The 18,233-nt window shown below is 71.6% G+C and carries 17 protein-coding genes; 15 read left to right on the top strand and 2 right to left on the bottom strand.

The window, feature by feature from the left end:
• The first annotated feature begins 26 nt into the window (after positions 1 to 26).
• On the top strand, positions 27 to 1,184 hold the full coding sequence (locus ACQP0T_RS27655) for an epoxide hydrolase family protein (RefSeq protein ID WP_433870652.1): 1,158 nt from the start codon (positions 27 to 29) through the stop codon (positions 1,182 to 1,184).
• 240 nt (positions 1,185 to 1,424) lie between these two features.
• Positions 1,425 to 1,655: a hypothetical protein gene (locus tag ACQP0T_RS27650; protein WP_345360366.1), complete on the top strand. Its 231-nt coding sequence runs from the start codon at positions 1,425 to 1,427 to the stop codon at positions 1,653 to 1,655.
• 126 nt (positions 1,656 to 1,781) lie between these two features.
• Here ACQP0T_RS27650 and ACQP0T_RS27645 read toward each other — a convergent pair whose 3' ends face one another.
• Positions 1,782 to 3,998, bottom strand: a complete 2,217-nt coding sequence (locus ACQP0T_RS27645) for a (Fe-S)-binding protein (protein ID WP_433870651.1) — start codon at positions 3,996 to 3,998, stop codon at positions 1,782 to 1,784.
• Positions 3,999 to 4,472: 474 nt separating this feature from the next.
• Between ACQP0T_RS27645 and ACQP0T_RS27640 the strand changes: the two genes are divergently transcribed.
• The 9 genes from ACQP0T_RS27640 to ACQP0T_RS27600 all read left to right on the top strand — a co-directional run bounded on the left by ACQP0T_RS27640 (position 4,473) and on the right by ACQP0T_RS27600 (position 12,103).
• The gene (locus ACQP0T_RS27640; RefSeq protein ID WP_433870650.1) at positions 4,473 to 4,967 is read left to right on the top strand and encodes a DUF1707 SHOCT-like domain-containing protein; all 495 of its coding nucleotides are present in this window, start codon (positions 4,473 to 4,475) and stop codon (positions 4,965 to 4,967) included.
• Between the two features lie 49 nt (positions 4,968 to 5,016).
• Positions 5,017 to 5,340, top strand: a complete 324-nt coding sequence (locus ACQP0T_RS27635; protein ID WP_433870649.1) for a DMT family transporter — start codon at positions 5,017 to 5,019, stop codon at positions 5,338 to 5,340.
• A complete protein-coding gene (locus ACQP0T_RS27630; protein ID WP_433870648.1) occupies positions 5,337 to 5,909 on the top strand; it encodes a TetR/AcrR family transcriptional regulator in 573 nt (190 codons plus the stop codon). The genes ACQP0T_RS27635 and ACQP0T_RS27630 overlap by 4 nt, the downstream gene beginning before the upstream one ends.
• A gap of 224 nt (positions 5,910 to 6,133) precedes the next feature.
• Positions 6,134 to 6,652, top strand: coding sequence for an O-acetyl-ADP-ribose deacetylase (locus ACQP0T_RS27625; protein WP_433873866.1), 519 nt, complete (start codon positions 6,134 to 6,136; stop codon positions 6,650 to 6,652).
• A gap of 115 nt (positions 6,653 to 6,767) precedes the next feature.
• Positions 6,768 to 7,544: a DUF4097 family beta strand repeat-containing protein gene (locus ACQP0T_RS27620; RefSeq protein ID WP_433870647.1), complete on the top strand. Its 777-nt coding sequence runs from the start codon at positions 6,768 to 6,770 to the stop codon at positions 7,542 to 7,544.
• Between the two features lie 238 nt (positions 7,545 to 7,782).
• Positions 7,783 to 9,657: a molecular chaperone DnaK gene (gene dnaK / locus ACQP0T_RS27615; protein ID WP_433870646.1), complete on the top strand. Its 1,875-nt coding sequence runs from the start codon at positions 7,783 to 7,785 to the stop codon at positions 9,655 to 9,657.
• Between the two features lie 17 nt (positions 9,658 to 9,674).
• The gene (gene grpE, locus ACQP0T_RS27610; RefSeq protein WP_433870645.1) at positions 9,675 to 10,355 is read left to right on the top strand and encodes a nucleotide exchange factor GrpE; all 681 of its coding nucleotides are present in this window, start codon (positions 9,675 to 9,677) and stop codon (positions 10,353 to 10,355) included.
• Positions 10,356 to 10,454: 99 nt separating this feature from the next.
• The gene (gene dnaJ, locus ACQP0T_RS27605; RefSeq protein WP_433870644.1) at positions 10,455 to 11,651 is read left to right on the top strand and encodes a molecular chaperone DnaJ; all 1,197 of its coding nucleotides are present in this window, start codon (positions 10,455 to 10,457) and stop codon (positions 11,649 to 11,651) included.
• Positions 11,652 to 11,653: 2 nt separating this feature from the next.
• Positions 11,654 to 12,103, top strand: coding sequence for a heat shock protein transcriptional repressor HspR (locus ACQP0T_RS27600; protein ID WP_345360396.1), 450 nt, complete (start codon positions 11,654 to 11,656; stop codon positions 12,101 to 12,103).
• A 197-nt stretch (positions 12,104 to 12,300) separates the two neighbouring features.
• On the opposite strand, the gene ACQP0T_RS27595 is transcribed toward ACQP0T_RS27600, so the two are convergent.
• Positions 12,301 to 13,407, bottom strand: a complete 1,107-nt coding sequence (locus ACQP0T_RS27595) for an FAD-binding oxidoreductase (protein ID WP_433873864.1) — start codon at positions 13,405 to 13,407, stop codon at positions 12,301 to 12,303.
• A gap of 344 nt (positions 13,408 to 13,751) precedes the next feature.
• Here ACQP0T_RS27595 and ACQP0T_RS27590 point away from each other — a divergent pair, with 344 nt between their 5' ends.
• The 4 genes from ACQP0T_RS27590 to ACQP0T_RS27575 all read left to right on the top strand — a co-directional run bounded on the left by ACQP0T_RS27590 (position 13,752) and on the right by ACQP0T_RS27575 (position 18,225).
• Complete coding sequence (locus tag ACQP0T_RS27590; RefSeq protein ID WP_433870643.1) at positions 13,752 to 14,504, top strand: pyridoxamine 5'-phosphate oxidase family protein; 753 nt, start codon at positions 13,752 to 13,754, stop codon at positions 14,502 to 14,504.
• A 49-nt stretch (positions 14,505 to 14,553) separates the two neighbouring features.
• Entirely contained in the window at positions 14,554 to 15,027 is a 474-nt protein-coding gene (locus tag ACQP0T_RS27585) for a MarR family winged helix-turn-helix transcriptional regulator (RefSeq protein WP_433870642.1), read from the top strand.
• 196 nt (positions 15,028 to 15,223) lie between these two features.
• The gene (locus tag ACQP0T_RS27580; RefSeq protein WP_433870641.1) at positions 15,224 to 15,766 is read left to right on the top strand and encodes a MarR family winged helix-turn-helix transcriptional regulator; all 543 of its coding nucleotides are present in this window, start codon (positions 15,224 to 15,226) and stop codon (positions 15,764 to 15,766) included.
• Entirely contained in the window at positions 15,763 to 18,225 is a 2,463-nt protein-coding gene (locus ACQP0T_RS27575) for an MFS transporter (RefSeq protein WP_433870640.1), read from the top strand. Before ACQP0T_RS27580 ends, ACQP0T_RS27575 begins: the two co-directional genes overlap by 4 nt.
• The last annotated feature ends 8 nt before the right edge of the window (positions 18,226 to 18,233 follow it).

Genomic DNA, 18,233 nt, shown 5'->3' with positions numbered 1-18,233 from the left:
CCGTACGTTGTACGGAAGGAGCGCGCATGGCCATCACCCCGTTCCACCTCGACATCCCGCAGGAGCAGCTCGACGACCTGCGGGCCCGGCTCTCCCGGGTCCGCTGGCCCGATGCCGTGCCCGGTGGCGATCACGGCGACGACTGGCGGTACGGGCCGCCGCTGGCTCACGTCCGCGACCTCGTCGAGCACGCGCTGCACCGCTACGACTGGCGCGCGCAGGAGGCGCGGCTGCGCGCGTTCCCGCAGTTCACCACCGAGATCGACGGCCAGCGGGTGCACTTCCTGCACGTGCGCTCCTCGCGGCCGGACGCGCTGCCGCTGATCGTCACGCACGGCTGGCCCAGCTCCCCCGCCGAGTACCTGGACGTGATCGTGCCGCTGACCGAGCCCGAGGACGACGGGCCCGCGTTCCACCTGGTGATCCCGTCGCCGCCCGGTTACGTCCTGTCCGGCCCGACCCGGGAGTTCGGCTGGGGTTCCCGCCGGATCGCCGAGACCTGGGCGGAGCTGATGGCGCGGCTGGGCTACCGCCGCTACGGGGCGCAGGGCGGTGACTGGGGGACCTGGATCAGCCGGGAGCTGGCGCTGGTGGCGCCGGATTCGGTTGTCGGGGTGCACACCAACGGCATGATCACCTTCCCCTCCGGCGATCCCGCGGAGCTCGCCGGGCTCTCGGCGGCCGACCAGGAGCGGATGGCGGGCTGGCAGCGCTACACCGACGAGCTCTACGGCTACAAGCTGATCCAGTCCACCAAGCCGCAGGCCCTCGCCTACGCGCTGGCCGACTCGCCGGTCGGCCTGCTCGGCTGGCTCAGCGGGGTCTTCCGGGAGTGGACCGATCCGCGCACCCCGCTGGCGGCCGACCTGGTGCTCACCCACGCGCTGCTCTACTGGTTCACCGGCACCGCGAACTCGGCAGCCCGGTCGTTCGTGGAGACGCCGGACGACGCCGAGCACGCCGAGCGCGAAGGCGTGCTGGCGGAGCTGGAGACCGGTGCGGTGCCGCACGGGATCGCGGTGTTCCCGCACGACGTGCTGCGCCCGGTGCGGCCGTTCGCCGAGCGGATCAACAACGTGGTCCGGTGGACCGAGCACGACCGCGGCGGCACCTTCCCGGCCGCGGAGGTCCCGGAGCTGTTCGCCGCGGACGTCCGCGCCTTCTTCGCGGCCGTGACCGGATGACACCCGCCCCGGGTCCGGCGAAGGTGATTCGGGATTTTCATACGCCCAGGAGCCTCGCCGATCCTGATCACGAAGCGTGGTTTTACAGGATCGAGTGACACTCTGAAGGCCGACTCGGTGTCACCGGTCGGTGTGATCGTGGATCTCGGGGGCAGCGCTCGAACCCCGTCGGCCTCTAGGACTGGACGCGGCGGTCACAACGGCCGCCGCTCACGAAGTCGAAATGGAGTGGATCCCCGAATGAAGTCCTCGAACCTCGCCAAGGCCGCCGCCGTCGCGACCCTGACGCTGGGCTTCGGTGCCCTCGCCGCCCCCGCCGCCTTCGCCGACATCTACGTCATCGGCAACGACGGCGACGTCGCCGTCCAGGAGGCCGAGGCCAACGGCATCGGCAACGACATCGAGCAGAGCGCCCAGAACGAGTACGACTTCTGGGCCGGTCTCGGCAGCTCGATCTCCTTCGACGGCTGAGCTAGCGCGGGCGGGACGAGGGGCGGGTCCGGCCGGACCCGCCCCTCGGTCGTTCCCGGAGCGGGCGCCGGTGAGACAGCGCGGGCCCCTCCGGTGCGCACCGGAGGGGCCCGCTCGCTCGGTCGGTCAGCTCCCGGACGTGGCCGGGGCGTCGGTGCTCTCGCCGCGCTTGACGGCGTTGAGCAGGAGTTGCGCGACGTCGACGACCTCGACGTTCTCCGAGGCGACCTTGTCGCTCTGCCGCGTGGTGAGCCCGTCGGAGAGCATCACCTTGCAGAACGGGCAGCCGGTCGCGATCTTCTGCGGGGCGGTGCCCAGCGCCTCGTCGACGCGGTCCAGGTTGATCCGCTTGCCGATGCGCTCCTCCATCCACATCCGCGCCCCGCCGGCGCCGCAGCACATCGAGCGGTCCGCGTGCCGGGGCATCTCCCGGAAGTTGGCGCCCGCGGCACCGACCAGGTCGCGCGGCGGCGTGTAGACCTTGTTGTGGCGGCCCAGGAAGCACGGGTCGTGGTAGGTGACGTCCTCGGCGACCGGGGCCACCGGGGTCAGCCGCTTCTCCCGCACCAGCTTGTTCAGCAGCTGGGTGTGGTGCACGACCTCGAAGTCCCCGCCGAGCTGCGAGTACTCGTTGGCCAGGCTGTTGAAGCAGTGCGCGCAGGTGGCGACGATCTTGCGCTTGCCGGGTTCGCGGCCCTCGAAGACGCCGTTGAGCACCTCGACGTTCTGCTGCGCGAGCATCTGGAAGACGAACTCGTTGCCCGCGCGCCGGGCCGGGTCACCGGTGCAGGTCTCCTCGGAGCCGAGCACCACGTACTTGACCCCGGCCGTGTGCAGCAGCTCGGCGACGGCGCGGGTGGTCTTCTTCGCGCGGTCCTCGAACGCCCCGGCGCAGCCGACCCAGAACACGTACTCGACGTCGTCGGCGAGCTCGCCGTCGAACACCGGCACTTCGAAGTCCAGGTCCTCGGTCCAGGCCAGCCGGTCCTTGGCGTTCTGGCCCCACGGGTTGCCCTTGTTCTCCAGGTTCTTGAACATCCCGCCGAGCTCGGTCGGGAAGTTCGACTCGATCATCACCTGGTAGCGGCGCATGTCGATGATGTGGTCGACGTGCTCGATGTCCACCGGGCACTGCTCGACGCAGGCGCCGCAGCTCGTGCAGGACCACAGCACCTCGGGGTCGATGACGCCCATCTCCTCGGGGCCGCCGACCAGCGGGCGGTCCGACTCGGCCAGCGCCAGCGCGTCGATCCCGGCGAGCTTGTCCTCGGCGCCGTCACCGGTGATGCCGACCTCGTCGCCCGCCATGTCCTTCTTGCCCCCGGCCAGCAGGTAGGGGGCCTTGGCGTAGGCGTGGTCGCGCAGCGAGGTGATGACCAGCTTCGGCGAGAGCGGCTTGCCGGTGTTCCACGCCGGGCACTGCGACTGGCAGCGACCGCACTCGGTGCAGGTGGTGAAGTCCAGCCAGCCCTTCCAGGAGAAGTCCTCGACCTGCCCGGCGCCGAAGACGTCGGTGTCCGGGTCGGCCTCCTCGAAGTCCAGCGGCTTGCCCCCGCTGGTCATCGGCTTCACCGCGCCCAGCGCCGGGGCGTCGCCCAGCTCGCGCTTGAAGTAGATGTTGAAGAACGCGGTGAACCGGTGCCAGGCCACGCCCATCGTGATGTTCCGCGCGATCACGATCACCCAGATCATCGCGGACAGGATCTTGAACGCGGCGAACAGCGTGATCGCGGCGGTGCTGGCCGGCAGCACGGCGCCGAGCGCGTGGGTCAGCGGCGCCGACCACACCGGCGCGTGGAACAGCCCGCTGGACTCCTTGAACGCCCGCAGCCCGATGATCCCGACGCCTTCGAGGATCACCACCGCCTCGACGAAGTAGGCCTGCCAGAAGTTGGAGCCCTGGAACCGCGAGACCCGCCCGGCCCGGCGCGGGTGGTTGAGCTGGCGCACGACCACCAGCCAGATCCCGGCGACCAGGGTCGCGAACCCGATCAGCTCGATGGCCAGGTTCCACGGGCCGAACCCGCCGAGGAACCAGAACTCGAACTCGGGGTTGGCGACCTCGCCGTAGGCCTCCAGCACGCTCAGGCTCAGCAGCCCGAAGCCGACCATGACGAACCAGTGGGCGACCCCGACGTGCCCCCACTTGAGCATCTTGGTGTGGCCGAGGATCTCCTTGACCATGTTCCCGAACCGGGCGCCGAACGGCCCGCCCCTCGTCGGATCGGGTTGGCCGAGGCGGATGGACGACACCATCCGCCGGACGGTCCTGACGACCATCACCACCGCGACCACCGTCACGGCGAGGCAGATCAGGCCCAGGACGAGCTGCAGGGCTCCCATGCTCGCGGCCTCCAGTTCGAGACGTTGTCCGTTTGGGGAGCGTACGCCCTGTTACTCGTTGGTAACCATCGGGGCGCGGCTTCGTGTCGAGAACAGTGCGTGATTCTGCGATGCCGCTGGACGAAAAACTAGTTGGGCGAACGCCCGATTTTCCGGGAGGGAGCGTCACCTGGCCTGATCGTCGAACCGGGTCCGCACCGGCGTGTCGTCCGGGAGCGCCCGGGTTGTCCCTGCTGGACGCGCCGGAACCCCGTGCCCCGGTCGCCCGGCCCGCTCCCGCCGCGCCTCGGGCCTGATCGATCCCGCGCCGCGGCGCACCGGAGGTGCGATCTTCGCCACGTGATCCCCGCTCCGCCCGCCGGCGTGCGCCGAACGCGGCCGGTCGCCCGTGATCGCTGGGTATCGTGGGCCTCCTCCTGACCGGGCGCCGCCCGGACCGGCGCTGGTAGCTGTTCTTGTCACCGGGGGTGTGCGATGACGGATTCGACGCGGGCGTCCGACCGCGACCGGGAACGCAGCGCCGAGCGGCTGCGCGTCGCGCTCGACGAGGGGCGGCTGACGCTCACCGAGTACGACGAGCGGCTGCGGCAGGCCTACGCCGCGGTGACCCTCGGCGAGCTGGCGCCGATCACCTCCGACCTGCCCGCGCCGGCGCCCGAACCGCCCGCCGAGCCCGCCCTCGACGAGCAGGCGAAGGAGGTGGCCAAGCGCAAGCGGGACAAGGAGTGGCGCGAGTGGGCCTCGGTCACCGTCGTGCTGGTCGGCATCTGGCTGTTCACCTCGATCGCCTCGGGTGGGCTGAACTTCTTCTGGCCGCTCATCCCCTCCGGCATCTGGGCGCTCGTGCTGGTGGCCGGGATGATCTCCGGCGAGGACGTGGCGGAGCAGCGCAAGAAGCTGGAGAAGAAGCGCCGGAAGCTGGAGCGGAAGAAGCGCCGCGACGACGCCGAGGAGCTGCCCGGCGGCTGAGCTAGGATGAAACCTGGGCATCCGTTCAGGTTTCTTCGTGGGAGGTGTCGTGGCGTACCTGCTCCTGGCCGTGGCGATCGTCAGCGAGGTCTTCGCGACGATCTCGCTGAAGTTCTCCGAGGGCTTCAGCAAGCCGCTGCCCACGGTGTTCGTCGTGATCGGCTACGTCGCCGCGTTCAGCGCGCTGGCCTACGTGCTCAAGCTCGGGCTGCCGATCGGCGTCGCCTACGCGATCTGGGCCGGGGCCGGGGTCGCGCTGGTGGCGATCGTCGGCGCGCTGTTCCTCGGCGAGACCATCACCGCCGTGCAGATCGGCGGCATCTTCCTGATCGTCGGCGGCGTGGTGGCGCTCGAACTCGGCGGCGCGCATTGAGCGCCGAGACCGACGGCAGGCGCGCCAAGGGCGAGCGGCGGCGCCGGGCGATCATCGACGCCGCGCTGCGGGTGGTCGCCCGCGACGGGGTGGCCGCGATCAGCCACCGCGTCGTGGCCCGCGAGGCCGAGGTGCCGCCCGCCTCCATCGCCTACTACTTCGACGGCATCGACGAGCTGCTGGTGGCGGCGCTGCTCGATGGCGTGGACGCGCTGGTCGCCGACGTCGACGCGCTGCGCGAGCGGGTCGACGACCCCGAGGACTGGCCCGGTGCGGTGGCCGACCTGCTGGTCGCGATGGTCCGGGACAACCGGGAGCGGACCATCGCCGAGTACGAGCTGTACCTGCTGGCGGCCCGCCGCCCCGCGCTGCGCCCCGCCGCGCGCCGCTGGATCGACGTCGCGTCCGGCTACTTGGGCGACGCCTGCGGCGGCGACCCGGTGGCGGTGCGGGTGCTGCTCGCCGCCGTCGACGGCTTCCTGGTCCAAGCCCTGATCGCCGACGAGCCGCCGGACCCGGAGGCCCTGCAACAGTCCCTCCGGGCCATCATGCGCCTCCGGGACGGCTGAACTGCGCCGAACGGGTGCGGCGGACCTGAGTGAGGGGCACCCTTGCCCAAGTAACTCGGGCAAGGGTGCCCCTCACTCAGCTCTCGAACGGGTGACGCGGCTGCCGGGCCGCGGTGGTGCGGATGCGGTCGCTTCGCTCGCCGGGCACCTGCTGGTGGGCGGGCTCCTGGGTGGCGGGCGGGTTCCGGGTCGCCCGGGTGCTCGTCCGGGAGGACACTGCCGCCATGCGGATCTCGTTGCTGCGGGGCGACATCACCGAGCAGCAGGTCGACGCGGTGGTCAACGCCGCGAACTCCGGCCTGCTCGGCGGGGGCGGGGTGGACGGGGCGATCCACCGCCGCGGCGGTCCGGCGATCCTCGCCGAGTGCGAGCTGCTGCGCACCCGCGACTACCCGGACGGGCTGCCCACCGGGCAGGCCGTGCCCACCACCGCGGGCGAGCTCCCGGCGCGCTGGGTGATCCACGCGGTCGGGCCCACCTACGCCCGGTCCGCCGACCGTTCCGAGCAGCTCGCGGACTGCTACCGCTCCTCGCTGCGGGTGGCCGACGAGCTCGGCGCGGGCAGCGTCGCGTTCCCGGCCATCTCGACCGGCATCTACCGCTACCCGCTCGACGAGGCGGCCCGGATCGCGCTGCGCACCGTGCGGGAGACCCCGACCGACGTCGCGGACGTGCGCTTCGTGCTGTTCGACGACGCCGCGCTGAGCGCCTTCGAAGCCGCCCGCGACGAGCTCGGTTCCTGAAATCCTCCCCACCGGGGCGCCCCGATGCGCTGTGCTGGTGCGTGGGGGATCTCCCCGATGCGGGTCGGGCGCGCACCGGCCTAGCGTCGATCGGGACGACCACGAGGGGGTTGCGGTGCGAGTGGGGATGGCGGTCGGCGGAGCGGCGCTGGTGCTGCTCGGCGGTGCGGCGCTGAGCTGGGGGGCGAGATCCGAGGCCACGAGCACCGACGTGGTCGTGGGCATCGACTCGGTCGTGCTGGAGGGCGGTCGCGGCGACGTCGAGGTGCGCCACGTGCCGGGCAGCCGGGGCGAGGTCACCGCGACGGTCAGCCGGAGCTGGTTCGGCGCGGGCCCGGGGGACGAGGCGCACCGGCGGATGGGCTCCCGGCTGGTCCTGGACACCGACTGCGGGCGGGGCTGCTCGGTGGACTACGTCGTCGAGCTGCCGGAGCCGGTCGAGGTCTCGGGGCGGCTCGGCTCCGGTGACCTGCGGGTGCGCGGGATGGGCGCGGTGCGGGCCGAGACCGGTTCCGGCGAGATCGACGTGCGCGGCGTCGCCGGACCGGTCGATGTGCGGACCAGCTCGGGCGGGATCGAGCTCGCCGACGTCGACGGCGACCTGGTGGCGGAGACGGGCAGCGGCCGGATCGAGGGCGAGGGGTTGCGCGGCCGGTCGGTGCGCGCGCACAGCGGTTCCGGGGAGGTCGAGCTGGTCGCCGAGGCGCCGGGGACCGTGCTGGTGGAGACCGGCAGCGGCGGGATCGAGCTGACCGTGCCCGACGGCGCCTACCGGGTGCTCACCGACACCGGCAGCGGATCCGCCGACGTGGAGGTCGCCGAGCGGCGGGACGCGCCGCGCTCCCTGGAGCTGTCCACCGGCAGCGGCGACATCGAAGTCCGCGCCGACTGATCCGCCCGGGTGATCCCCACCGGGTGCCCCAGCCGGGTGACGCGGCGCACTCCGCTCGGGTCCGGGCGGCCGGGCGGGAACTCCCGGGGCTGGTCGGACGTTGGGTCGGCAGGAAGGTTGAGCGGCGCGTGCTCAACCCGGTTTGACGTCCGCGACCCGCGGTCGGTAGAACTTGAGTGAGCAAGGCTCAAGGGGATGGACCCTTGGGTGCACAGGTGTAGAGCAGGAGGAACCTTTCATGGCGCGAGCGGTCGGCATCGACCTGGGGACGACCAACTCCGTCGTTTCCGTCCTGGAGGGCGGTGAGTCGACGGTGATCGCCAACTCCGAGGGCTCGCGGACCACCCCGTCCATCGTGGCCTTCGCGAAGAACGGCGAGATCCTCACCGGGCAGCCAGCGAAGAACCAGGCGGTCACCAACGTCGACCGCACCATCCGGTCGGTCAAGCGCCACATGGGCACCGACTGGAAGGTCGGCATCGACGACAAGGACTACACCCCGCAGGAGATCAGCGCCCGCGTGCTGATGAAGCTCAAGCGGGACGCCGAGTCCTACCTGGGCGAGGACGTCACCGACGCGGTGATCACGGTCCCGGCGTACTTCGAGGACGCGCAGCGGCAGGCCACCAAGGAGGCCGGCCAGATCGCGGGCCTCAACGTGCTGCGCATCGTCAACGAGCCGACCGCGGCGGCGCTGGCCTACGGCCTGGACAAGGGCGAGAAGGAGCAGACCATCCTGGTCTTCGACCTCGGTGGTGGCACCTTTGACGTCTCGCTGCTGGAGATCGGCGAGGGCGTCGTCGAGGTCCGCGCGACCAGCGGTGACAACCACCTCGGTGGTGACGACTGGGACGAGCGCATCGTCGAGTGGCTGGTGGACAAGTTCAAGTCCTCCAACGGCATCGACCTGACCAAGGACCGGATGGCCCTCCAGCGCATCAAGGAGGCCGCCGAGAAGGCCAAGATCGAGCTGTCCAGCTCCTCCACGGCCAACATCAACCTCCCGTACATCACCGTCGACGCGGACAAGAACCCGATGTTCCTCGACGAGACGCTGTCCCGGGCGGAGTTCCAGCGGATCTCCTCCGACCTGCTGGAGCGCACCCGCAAGCCGTTCGAGGCGGTCATCCGCGACGCCGGCGTCAAGGTCGACGACATCGACCACGTGGTGATGGTCGGCGGTTCCACCCGGATGCCCGCGGTCAGCGACCTGGTCAAGGAGCTGACCGACGGCAAGGAGCCGAACAAGGGCGTCAACCCGGACGAGGTCGTGGCGGTCGGCGCCAGCCTCCAGGCCGGTGTGATGCGCGGTGAGGTCAAGGACGTCCTGCTGCTCGACGTCACCCCGCTGTCCCTGGGCATCGAGACCAAGGGCGGCATCATGACGAAGCTGATCGAGCGCAACACCACGATCCCGACCAAGCGCTCCGAGACCTTCACCACCGCCGACGACAACCAGCCGTCGGTGCAGATCCAGGTCTTCCAGGGCGAGCGCGAGATCGCCGCGCACAACAAGAAGCTCGGCATGTTCGAGCTGACCGGTCTGCCGCCCGCGCCGCGCGGGGTGCCGCAGATCGAGGTCACCTTCGACATCGACGCCAACGGCATCGTGCACGTCTCCGCCAAGGACCTGGGCACCGGCAAGGAGCAGTCGATGACCATCACCGGCGGCTCCGCGCTGCCGAAGGACGACATCGACCGGATGGTCAAGGACGCCGAGGCCCACGCGGAGGAGGACAAGCAGCGCCGCGAGGAGGCCGAGGCCCGCAACCAGGCCGAGACCCTCGTCTACCAGACCGAGAAGGTCCTCAAGGACAACGACGAGAAGCTGCCCGCCGAGGCCAAGGAGAAGGTCCAGGGCGCGATCGGCGAGGTCAACGAGGCGCTCAAGGGCGAGGACGTCGCCGCGATCAAGGCCGCGGTGGAGAAGCTCGCCACCGAGTCCCAGGCGCTGGGCCAGGCCCTCTACGCCGACGCCGGGGCGAACGCCGCGGGCGCCGACGCCGGGGCCACCGGCGGTGGTGAGTCCACCTCCACCGGCTCGACCTCCGGCAAGGACGAGGACGTGGTGGACGCCGAGATCGTCGACGACGAGGACGAGAAGAAGAAGTGACCGCGGACGGGCCAGGTATGTCACGAGACGAAGGCGAGCAGGAGCCCGTCGTGGTCCGGGACCGGCGGCGGATCGATCCCGAGACCGGGCAGCGGCGGGTGCCCGAGGACGGAGGAGAGACGCAGGTGGCCGAGAGCATGTCCGGAACGCTCGACGAGGAGCTCCTCCAGCAAGCCGAGCAGGCCGCTCCGCAGGAGGACTCCGGTGCCGGGCAGGACGGCGCGCAGGCGGCGCTGCAGCAGCAGGTCGACGAGCTGACCGCCGATCTCAAGCGGGTGACCGCCGAGTACGCCAACTACCGCAAGCGGGTGGAGCGCGACCGCGAGGCCGTGATCAGCACCGCGAAGGCGGGGGTGGCGAGCGACCTGCTGACGGTGCTCGACGACGTGGAGCGGGCCGAGGCGCACGGCGACCTCACCGGCGCGTTCAAGGCGGTCACCGACAAGCTGATCGCGTCGCTGGGCTCGGCGGGCCTGGAGCCGTTCGGCGCCGAGGGTGACGAGTTCGACCCGTCGGTGCACGAGGCCGTGCAGCACGCCACCTCGCCGGAGGTCTCCGGGCCGACGGTGACCACCGTGCTGCGCCGCGGCTACCGCTTCGACGACCGGGTGCTGCGGCCCGCGATGGTCGCGGTGACCGATCACGAACCGGCCGCCGAGCCCGCCGCGGACGAGGCCGATGGCAGCGCGCAGGGATGATCCCGCGCGCGGTGGTGGCCGGGTGACCGCGCCCGGCCGCCACCGCCGCGGTCCCGCGGGCGGGTACGTGGCCGATCAGGTCGGAAGGAGGGGCGCCGGGTGAGCGCGCGGGAGTGGCTCAACAAGGATTACTACGCCGATCTGGGCGTCTCCTCCGGAGCGAGCGCGGACGAGATCAAGAAGGCGTACCGGAAGCTGGCCCGGGAGAACCACCCCGACGCCAACCCCGGCAACGCCCAGGCGGAGAACCGGTTCAAGGCCGTCTCCGAGGCCTACGGCGTGCTCTCCGACCCGGACAAGCGCAAGCAGTACGACGAGTCGCGGCGGCTGTTCGGCTCCGGCGGTTTCGGCGGCGGAGGCGGCCAGGGCGGCTTCGGCGGTTTCGGTGGCGGAGGTACCGGGGGCTTCGACATCGGTGACCTCTTCGGTGGCGGCCAGACCACCACCACCGGCGGCGGCGCGGGCGGCCTCGGCGACCTGTTCGGCGGCCTGTTCGGCAACCGGCGCTCCGGCGGCGGTTCGACCACGGCCAACCGGCCGCGGCGCGGCGCCGACGTGGAGACCGAGGTCCGCATCGACTTCGCCGAGTCGGTGCGCGGGGCGACCGTGCCGCTGCGGCTGTCCAGCCCGGCCACGTGCTCGACCTGCCACGGCTCGGGGGCCAGGCCGGGGACCCGCCCGCGCGGGTGCTCCACCTGCGACGGCTCCGGGCTGGTCACCCGCAACCAGGGCGCGTTCGCGTTCAGCGAGGCGTGCCCGGACTGCCAGGGGCGCGGGAAGGTCATCGACGACCCGTGCGCCGAGTGCCGGGGCGAGGGCGTCAGCACCCGCAGCCGGACGCTGACCGTGCGCATCCCGGCCGGGGTGTCCGACGGGCAGCGCATCCGGCTCGCCGGGCAGGGCGAGCCGGGGCGCAACGGCGCCGCGGCCGGTGACCTGTTCGTGGTGGTGCACGTCGCGCCGCACCGGGTGTTCGGACGATCCGGTGATGATCTGACGATCACGGTGCCGGTCACCTTCCCGGAGCTGGCCCTGGGCACTACGTTGACCGTGCCGACGCTCGACGGGAAGGTCTCGCTGCGGGTGGCGGCGGGCACGGGCACCGGACGGATCCTGCGGGTGCGCGGCAAGGGCGTCGGCCGCAAGGACGGCACCCACGGCGACCTGCTGGTCACCCTGCAGGTGGCGGTCCCGTCGAAGCTCGACGGGAAGGCGGCCGAAGCGCTGGAGGCCTACGCCGAGGCCACCGCCGACGACGATCCGCGGCAGGACTTGGACGAGCTGCTCGGGAGGTAGTCATGGCCGGTCGAGGCGCATCCGTGCCGCCGGGGTTCCCGCCCGGGGCCAACGAGGACACGCCCATGTTCGTGATCTCGGTGGCCGCCGAGCTATCCGGCCTGCACGCGCAGACGCTGCGCAGCTACGACCGGCTCGGGCTGGTCTCGCCCGGCCGCACCCCCGCAGGCGGGAGGCGCTACTCGTTCCGGGACATCGCGCTGCTGCGCGAGGTGCAGCGGCTGTCCCAGGAGGAAGGCGTCAACCTCGCCGGGATCAAGCGGATCATCGACCTGGAGAACCAGGTCGACGCCCTCCGCGACAAGGTCCGCGAGCTGACCGAGGAGCTCGCCGCCGCCTACGGCGCCGCCGAGCAGGTGGCGGCCCAGGTCCACGCCTCGTACCGCCGCGACCTGGTCCCGATCCACCAGGAGACGGCCCTCGTCGTCTGGCGCCCCGACCGCAAGCGCTGACCGCCTTGGAGCTGAGTGAGGGGCACCCTTGCCCGAGTGGGACAAGGGTGCCCCTCACTCACGTCCCGAACGGCTGATCGTCGCCCGGCAGCGCGGTGAGTGAGGGGCACGTTCATCCGGCATGGTCGGCTGAAGGCGCCCCTCACCCAGTTCGACCTCGGGTGAGGGCCGCGCGGAAGTCCTCCGCGCGGGGCGGATCAGTCCAGGGCGAACGGGTCGTAGTGGATCCGGTCCAGCGCCGTTCCCGCCACCAGCATCTTCGACACGGTCGCCCGGATCATCGCCGGGGATCCGCTGACCAGCACGTCGCGGTCCTCCCAGGCGCCGCCGTAGCGGGTCACGACCTCGGCGAGGGTGCCGTGCTCGACCCCGGAGACGTTCGGGTCGTTCTCCAGCACCGGGGTGACCGACAACCACGGGTTGCTCACCGCTACCCGCTGGAGGTTCTCCAGCTCGTAGAGGTCCTCGCGGGTGCGACCGCCGTAGAAGAGGTGGACGTGCGGGTTCTCGCCGTACTGGGCGAGGTCGTCGATGATCGAGCGCATCGGGGTGAGCCCGGTGCCGCCCGCGACCATCACCACGTCGCGGCCGTGCTCCCGGTCGACGCCGAGCCGTCCCATCGGGGCACCGATCCGCCACTGGTCCCCCGGCCGGGCGTGGGCGACCAGCGCCCGGCTCACCCAGCCGCCGTGCACGGAGCGGACGTGGAACTCCAGGGTGCCGTCGTCGCTCGGGGCGTTGGCCGGCGTGAGGTAGCGCCACAGGCGCGGCCGCTGCGGGACTTCGACGCTGACGTACTGCCCGGCGTGGTAGGGCACCGGGTGGTCGGTGCGGATCCGGATCACGGCGACGTCCCAGCTCAGCCGCTCGTGCTGGACGATCTCGCCGTTGTACCAGGCGGGGCCCTCGTCGTTGCTGGCCGCTTCGGTCATCGCCGAGGCCATCACGGTGTAGGCCTCGGCCCAGGCCCGCTCGACGTGCGGGGTCCAGGTGTCACCCGCGTACTTCTTGATCGCGGCCAGCAGCGCGGTGCCCACCGCTTCGTAGTGCACGGTGACGACGCCGAACTTGCGGTGGTCGCGGCCGAGCTGGTGCAGGAAGGGCAGCAGCTCGTCCGGCCGGTCGACCATCTGGATGACGTGCACCAGCGCCCGCAGCAGCCGGCTGCGCTGCACCTCCATGTTGACCGCGAACAGCTCGCGGGTCGCCGGGGACAGGCTGAACAGCATCCCGTAGAAGAACCGCGCCACGTCATCGGAGTGGGGTTCGACGACCGCCCAGCTCTCGCGGATCAGCCGCACCATCCGGTCCACACCGGTGGTGGGCTCGGAGTCGCGGTTCGGGGGCGGCCCGGGGCTCAGTACGGCGTCGGCGTTCGAGGTCATGGTGAGGGGCAGTCTTCTCCACGTTGGCGGCCTGTCGGCACTGGCACATTCTCCGGCACTGGCGCAGATCGCTCTTGGTACACGTCCCCCGACTACCCGGGACCCTAACCGCTGCTGGGCTCCGCGTGTGCCTTGATGCCACTTTTGAGGGATTCTTAACTACTTCTTGTAGAGATCGCATGGACCTAAGGGGGGAACCTCCGGGAGGTCGTTGTCCGGCACATGGGTGGCGTGGCACCGTGTCGGCCGTGATCCCGGATTCCATGCCCCCGAGTGGAACCGCGGACCCGGAGCTGCTCGCGCTGGAGCTGTCCGACCCGCCGCCCCCGACCGATCGGCGAGCCGTCCCGGCGTCCGCGACGAGCCCCGGCGACCCGTTCGCCGGCGGTTCGGCACCGCTGCCCGGTTCCGCGGGTGAACACCTGCTGCAGGCCGCCTACGGCACCGAGCAGCGCGCCCGCCGATTCTACGACGAGCAGGTCCTCGACCACCTCAACCCGCGGATGCGGGAGTTCATCGGCCGGATGGAGCTCGCCTTCGTCGCCACCGCCGACGCCCGGGGTGAGTGCGACAGCACGCTGCGCGCGGGCCCGCCCGGCTTCGTCGAGGTGCTCGGCGAACGGCACCTGGCCTACCCGGAGTACCGCGGCAACGGCGTGCACGCCAGCCTCGGCAACATCAGCGAGAACCCGCACGTCGGCATCCTGCTGGTCGACTTCGCCGAGGCCCTCATCGGGCTGCACGTCAACGGCAAGGCCCGCATCGTCGAGGACGGCGACCTGCGCGCCATCCACCCCTCGCTGCCGACCGGCTCCGCGCCCGGCCGCAGTCCGCAGCGCTGGGTCGTGGTGCAGGTCGAGGAGGCCTACCTGCACTGCCGCAAGCACATCCCGCGGCTGGTCCCGATGCCGCACGAGCGGAGCTGGGGCACCGACGACGCCCGCCGCAAGGGCGGTGACTACTTCGACGCGAAGGAGACCGACCGGCCCTGGCGCCGCGCGACCCAGCCCGCCTGACCGGCCGCGCGATCGGTCCGGCCCGGGCCGCTGCCCGTAGGGTTGGGGCGTGATCGAGCAGGACGAGGTCGGCGCGGCACCCGACGAGGACGCCCGGCGGCGCGGCGCCGCGGAGGCGATCGAGCGCGAGCTGGCGCTGATGTTCCGGCGGGCGCGGTCGCTGTCGGCCGCCGTCGCCGCGCACGTCCACCCGGACCTCGACGCCGCGTCCTACAGCCTGCTGCTGGTGATCGCCGACGCCGGTTCGCTGCGCGGCATGGACCTCGCCGAACGCACCGGGCTCGACAAGTCGACCGTCAGCAGGCAGATCGCCACCCTCGTGGACCTCGACCTGCTGGAGCGGGTGCCCGACCCGGACGACGGCCGCGCCCGCCGCATCCAACTATCCGCGCACGGCCGCCGCCGCTTCGCCGAGCTCCGCGCCATCCGGCGCAACCACCTCTTCGGCGAGTTCGACACCTGGCCCACCGCCGACCTGGCCGACCTGGCGCGGCTCCTGGGCAAGCTCAACGACATGCTCTGACCCGCACCTGCGCGGGACCACCGCTGCGCTTGTGGTGCGCCTCTCAACGGCGATCCTCGTGGCGACGACATGCCTGGTCGCGCGGGGGAATGCGGCGGACGGACGCGTCGAGCGGGGGCCGGAGGGTCGAATATCGGTTGCGTTGCGCAACTAACCTTCCGTACAGTTGCGTGCAGCAACTAAAGGATTGGGCGCGATGGGACCGACGCAGGAAACCTGCAGCGAATTGCTCCGCCCGCTCCGCGCTCTGATGGGCCTGAAGCAGATCGCTCTGCAACGAGGCCACTTCACCACCGACCAGGTGCCCTACGCGGCGGCCGGACTGCTCGCCGAGCTGGTCTTCCGGGGTGAATGCCGGGCGTCCGACCTGGCGCACCACCGCGTCGTCGACGCCTCGGTGGTGAGCAGGCAGGTCGGCCAGCTCGAACAGGCCGGGCTGATCACGCGCCGCCCGGACCCGGACGACCGCCGGGTCTCGATGCTCCGGGCCACGCCCAGGGGCGAGCAGGCGGTCGCGGAGCTGGAGCGGCGCAAGGCCGAGTGGCTCAGCGAGGCGCTGGTCGGCTGGGACGACGAGCGGGTGCGCGAACTGGCGGACCTGCTCGGCGCGGCGATGGACGACGTCCGCCGCCACACGATCGACGCGATGAGCCCGGCGACCGCTTCGGGGAGCGGACCGGGCAAGACCACCGACGCGCCGGCCGAAGCCGGCGGTTCGAACGCGGAAGGAGCTCGATGACCAGCTCGACGGTGCGGGAGGCGGAGGCCGCGGGGCCGACGTCCGGCGGGTCCGCCGGGTCCGCCGATGCTGCACCGATGACGCACCGGCAGGTGCTGGAGGCGATGTCCGGGCTGATGCTGGCGCTGCTGGTCGCCATCCTCAGCTCCACCATCGTCTCCAACGCCCTGCCGCGCATCATCGGTGATCTCGACGGCACCCAGAGCCAGTACACCTGGGTGGTCACCGCGATGCTGCTGACGTCCACGGCGACCACCCCGATCTGGGGCAAGCTGTCGGACCTGTTCAGCAAGAAGCTGCTCTACCAGCTCGCCATCACGATCTTCACGGTCGGCTCGGTGCTCGGCGGGTTCGCGCAGTCCATGGAGATGCTGATCGGCTTCCGCGCGGTGCAGGGCATCGGCATGGGCGGTCTGCAGGCGCTGATCCAGGTCGTGATCGCCGCGATGGTCTCGCCGCGCGAGCGCGGTCGCTACACCGGTTACATCGGCGCGGTGTTCGCCGTGGCCACGGTGAGCGGCCCGCTGATCGGCGGCGTCATCGTGGACACCTCCTGGCTGGGCTGGCGCTGGTGCTTCTGGATCACGGTGCCGATCGCGGTGCTCGCGTTCATCGTGCTGGGCAAGACGCTGAAGCTGCCGGTGATCAAGCGCCCGGTGAAGATCGACTGGCTGGGTGCGCTGTTCCTGGTCGGCGGCGTGAGCCTGCTGCTGATCTGGGTGTCGCTGGCGGGCCAGTCCTTCGACTGGTGGTCGGTGGAGACGGCGGCCTACGTCGGCGGCGGCCTGGTCTCGCTGATCATCGCCGTGATCATCGAGACCCGGGTGAGCGAGCCGATCGTGCCGCTGCGGATGTTCCGCAACCCGACGGTCACGCTGGCCACGATCGGCACCGTGGCGGTGGGCACCGCGATGTTCGGCGGGGCGGTCTTCCTCGGCCAGTACTTCCAGATCGCGCGCAGCTACTCGCCCACCGAGGCGGGGCTGATGACGCTGCCGATGGTGATCGGGATGTTCCTGTCGACCACCGCGTCGGGCCAGATCATCTCCCGGCGCACCGGCCGCATCAAGCCGTTCCTGCTGCTCGGCTCGGTGCTGATGATCGTGGCGATGAGCCTGCTGAGCACGATCGACCACGAGACCGATCTGGTCCTGGTCGGCTGCTACCTCGCGCTGATGGGCATGGGCGTGGGGATGCTGATGCAGAACCTGGTGCTGGCGGTGCAGAACACCACCAGCGCGCGGGACATGGGGTCGGTGACCTCGGTGGTCACCTTCTTCCGGACCCTCGGCGGGTCGGCCGGGGTGTCGGTGCTGGGCGCGGTGCTGGCCGCGCGGGTGTCCGACTACATCCTCGAAGGGCTGGCCGACCTGGGCGTGCCGCCCGGGGCCGGGGTGCAGAGCGGATCGCTGGACGTCGGGGCGTTGCCGGCGCCGGTGCAGGTCGTGGTGCGCGCCGCCTACGGCGACGCGATCGGGGACATCTTCCTCATCTCGGCGTGCATCTCGGTGGTGACCCTGATCGCGGTGCTGTTCCTGAAGGAGACCCCGCTGCGCAGCACCATCGACAGTTCGGAGGAACGGGAGGAAGCGCTGGTGGCGACGGCGGACCGGGAGACCGAGGCGACGACCCGCGAGGAACCGGTGCGGCAGGTCTGGACCGAACCGACCACGCCCGGCACCGCGACCGCGGACGGAGGCGGGCTGTTCGTGCACGGCACCGTGCAGGACACCGGCGGCAACCCGGTCCCGGGCGTGGTGCTGACGCTGACCGACGCCAACGGGCGCCAGGTCGAGCGGGCCCGCGGCGAGCAGGACGGCGCGTTCCGGCTGGCGGTCGAGCACGGCGGCAGCTACGTGCTCATCGCCTCCGGCGGCCACTACCAGCCGACCGCCTCGATGGTGGTCGTGGTGGACCGGCCGGTGCGCCACGACGTGCAGATGCTGGGCGCCGGGCGGCTCGCCGGGCTCGTGCAGGCCGGGGGTTCCCCGGTGGCCGGGGCGATGGCCGTGCTGACCGACGTGCGCGGTGAGGTGGTGGCCAGCGCGCCGACCGGGGCCGACGGGCGCTACGCGTTCGCCGACCTGGTCGGGGGTTCCTACGCGCTCACGGTGACGGCTCCCGGCTACCGCCCGGTGGCCTCGCCGGTGGAGGTGGCCGACGGCAGGCAGCAGACGCTGGACGTCGCGTTGCAGGACGGCGGCCGGCTGACCGGCGTGGTCCGCTCCGCCGAGCTCGGGGTGGCGGTGCCGGACGCGCGGGTGACGCTGCTCGACGGCGGCGGTGCGGTGGTCGCGGCGACCACCACCGACGCCGACGGCGGCTACTCCTTCACCGACCTGCCCGCGGGGGAGTACACGGTGATCGCGACCGGCTACCCGCCGAACGCGTCGTCGCTGCGGTTGGCCGGGGAGCACAACGAGCACGACATCGCCCTCGGCTACCCGGAAGCGGACTGAACGGAGGG

The sequence above is a fragment of the Saccharopolyspora sp. CA-218241 genome, assembly GCF_050954615.1.
GTDB classification, from domain to species: Bacteria; Actinomycetota; Actinomycetes; order Mycobacteriales; family Pseudonocardiaceae; genus Saccharopolyspora; species Saccharopolyspora cebuensis.
Note: the sequence above shows the minus strand (reverse complement) of the source record. Positions and strands in the feature narration are given on the sequence as shown.